Below are 2,705 nucleotides of genomic sequence, written 5' to 3' on the forward strand. Positions count from 1 at the left end.
TTGGCAGTTACGATGAGCCAGAAACCCTCTCTTATCAAATCGACCTAAACTGTCCCATGGGCGCTGACGTCAGACACTTTGGGCTCAAAGCGGTCGTCGGCGGCGGCGTGTCAGAATGGCGGTCTGGACAGTCTTACAAGGGAGCGTGGTGTGGGGAATGGACTTCTACCGCGGATCTGGACGTACTAGGCAACGCAAGGAGCGTGCCAACGGATCGAAGGCAAATGTTGTGATAGCACGACATGCTTCACGCCTGGCCTAAGCGGCGCTAGTCTCCCGTCATAGCAACGCTGAAAGGAGCCGCCCAATGTCCCTCTTCTCTAAACTCTTCGGTGGTGGTGAAAAGTCGGAGCCGGAGCCAGTCTCTTACAGAGGGTTCGAAATCTTTCCGGACCTGATGCCCGAAGGTGGCAAGTACCGCCTTCTAGCCCGTATCGAAAAGACCATCGGCGGAAATCGCAAGACCCATACAGTGATCCGGGCGGATGTTTTTGAGACCCGAGATCAGGGCGAAAGCTTCAGCATCGCAAAGGCGAAACAGGTGATCGACGAGCAGGGCGAACGCATTTTCGATTAAGCAAACAGACAGCCTAATTTATGCGATGCAATCGACGGATGGTTCCGCAAATTAGACATCCGCCCCGATCTGGCGAAAGAACGCTAAGCAAGCCAAGCAGTCATTGGAAGTCTTAGATGCCCGATACATGCAGCTGCAATCTGGGTCCCAATTTCGTCTATTTTACAGTATGTGCTACCCTGTTGCATTTATCGTATGCAATTGGGGGCTGAAGATATGTGGAACATGGAACAGTTTGTAGCGGACTGCCGGACCGCAGTAGATCAGGACGCGTCTCACAAATCGGTGGCTGAGGTGGTGGACCGGGCGATGCGCGATCCCGCGGGCGTGACGCAAGCCTTGGGAGAGCCGACCGAAAGCGGTATCTTTCCCATTTACAAGTCAGGTGATCTGACAATCGTCAACGTCGTATGGAAGCCAGGAATGACCATAATGCCCCACAATCACGAAATGTGGGCCGTGATCGGTATTTATGGTGGTCGAGAAGATAACATTTTTTGGCGGCGCGTAGCAGATGACCCTAACGGACGCATTGAAGCGGCGGGGGCTCGAGCATTGTCGACGGGTGAATATGCTCCGCTTGGTAGGGACCTCATTCACTCGGTTACAAACCCTATCCCCAAGTTGACCGGAGCAATCCACGTATACGGTGGGGATTTTTTTGAAGCTGAGCGAAGCGAATGGGATCCTGAAAACCTGACGGAACATGCCTATGACATGTCGAAGGTTCGCGCGTTATTCGAGGACTAGTTTGCAGTTTGACAATTTGCGCTGGCAATGCCTGAGGCATGTTCCGTCTATACCGCAGGCTTCGCTGATTGCCGATTACTATCTCGTTGAATTGACACGGGGTGATGATCTCGGATTATGGACAGATGAGCAAATTACAACGCCCCCCGAAGCCTCGGCCACGCCCATTTCTTCCTAATCCGGACCGCTACGAGCAAATGGTCTATCGCCGTTGTGGGCAGTCTGGCATAAAGCTACCCGCGATAAGCCTTGGGCTATGGCACAACTTTGGTGGGGATACCCCGCACCAGACAAAGCGCGATCTCTGCCGCACTGCTTTTGACTTGGGTATAACGCACTTTGATTTAGCAAATAACTATGGCCCGCCGCCGGGATCGGCGGAAGAAGCATTCGGTGAAATTTTAAAAACTGATTTCGCAGGCTATCGGGACGAACTCATCATATCTACCAAGGCAGGGTATGATATGTGGCCGGGCCCCTATGGGGAGTGGGGATCACGAAAGTATCTTGTGGCCTCTTGTGATCAGTCGCTCAAGCGGATGGGGTTAGAATACGCAGATATCTTTTATTCCCACCGTTACGATCCAGATACCCCTCTGGAAGAAACTATGGGGGCCTTAGACTATATAGTGCGCTCTGGGCGCGCACTTTACGTCGGATTTTCAAGCTACAACTCGCAACGAACGCGCGAAGCGCTGGCTATCTTGAAAGCCCTTGGCACGCCGTGCCTGATTCATCAGCCGTCGTATAACCTACTCAACCGTTGGGTTGAGCGGGACGGGCTGTTGGATACGCTTGACGAATTGAACGTGGGATCGATTGCGTTCACGCCACTTGCCCAGGGTATTTTGACATCGAAGTATCTGAACGGCATTCCCGAAGACAGTCGTGCGACCCAAGGCAAGTCTCTATTGGACGGCATGATCAACGAACGTTCATTGACGAGTGTCAGGGCTCTAAACGATATAGCGGCGTCACGCGGTCAATCATTAGCTCAGATGGCGCTTGCTTGGGTGCTGAGAGGTGACCGGATTACGACAGCCCTTATTGGCGCTTCGCGTCCTGAGCAGATCGTGGATTGCGTAGGTGCGGTCCAGAATTTGGAATTTACCGAAGCGGAACTCGCTAAGATTGACGAGGTAAGCTCGGAAGAGGAAATCAATCTCTGGGCGCGATCCTCGGAAATTGAGTAAGATTGTTGACCACTGATTTTTGGTGCTAGCAGGTTCTTCTGCTTAATCGCATGGCGTTTCTGCTTTGGGCTCAAGGCAGTCATCTGAGTCTTTCAGTCAGATGACGGCTTAGGCTCAGGACTCATAGCCAATAGATGACGAGTGCGGCGAGTGCGATGGCTGACAGGAAGACTTTCGGGCATCTA

General features: G+C 52.7%; 3 protein-coding genes. All 3 read left to right on the forward strand.

The window, feature by feature from the left end; all coding sequences use genetic code 11:
- Positions 1 to 307 precede the first annotated feature (307 nt).
- The 3 genes from AC2FLD_RS22395 (at position 308) to mgrA (ending at position 2,520) form a co-directional block, all read left to right on the forward strand.
- Positions 308 to 577, forward strand: a complete 270-nt coding sequence (locus tag AC2FLD_RS22395; protein ID WP_282121391.1) for an HlyU family transcriptional regulator — start codon at positions 308 to 310, stop codon at positions 575 to 577.
- Between the two features lie 225 nt (positions 578 to 802).
- Positions 803 to 1,327: a cysteine dioxygenase family protein gene (locus tag AC2FLD_RS22400; RefSeq protein ID WP_496674525.1), complete on the forward strand. Its 525-nt coding sequence runs from the start codon at positions 803 to 805 to the stop codon at positions 1,325 to 1,327.
- Positions 1,328 to 1,452: 125 nt separating this feature from the next.
- A complete protein-coding gene (mgrA, locus tag AC2FLD_RS22405) occupies positions 1,453 to 2,520 on the forward strand; it encodes an L-glyceraldehyde 3-phosphate reductase (protein ID WP_496674528.1) in 1,068 nt (355 codons plus the stop codon).
- Positions 2,521 to 2,705 lie beyond the last annotated feature (185 nt).

The organism is Ruegeria sp. CDSA021 (assembly GCF_059612325.1).

Coding starts and splice junctions, on each gene's coding strand:
- AC2FLD_RS22395 (WP_282121391.1), top strand. CDS start 308: ATGTCCCTCTTCTCTAAACTCTTCGGTGGTGGTGAAAAGTCGGAGCCG.
- AC2FLD_RS22400 (WP_496674525.1), top strand. CDS start 803: ATGGAACAGTTTGTAGCGGACTGCCGGACCGCAGTAGATCAGGACGCG.
- mgrA (WP_496674528.1), top strand. CDS start 1,453: ATGAGCAAATTACAACGCCCCCCGAAGCCTCGGCCACGCCCATTTCTT.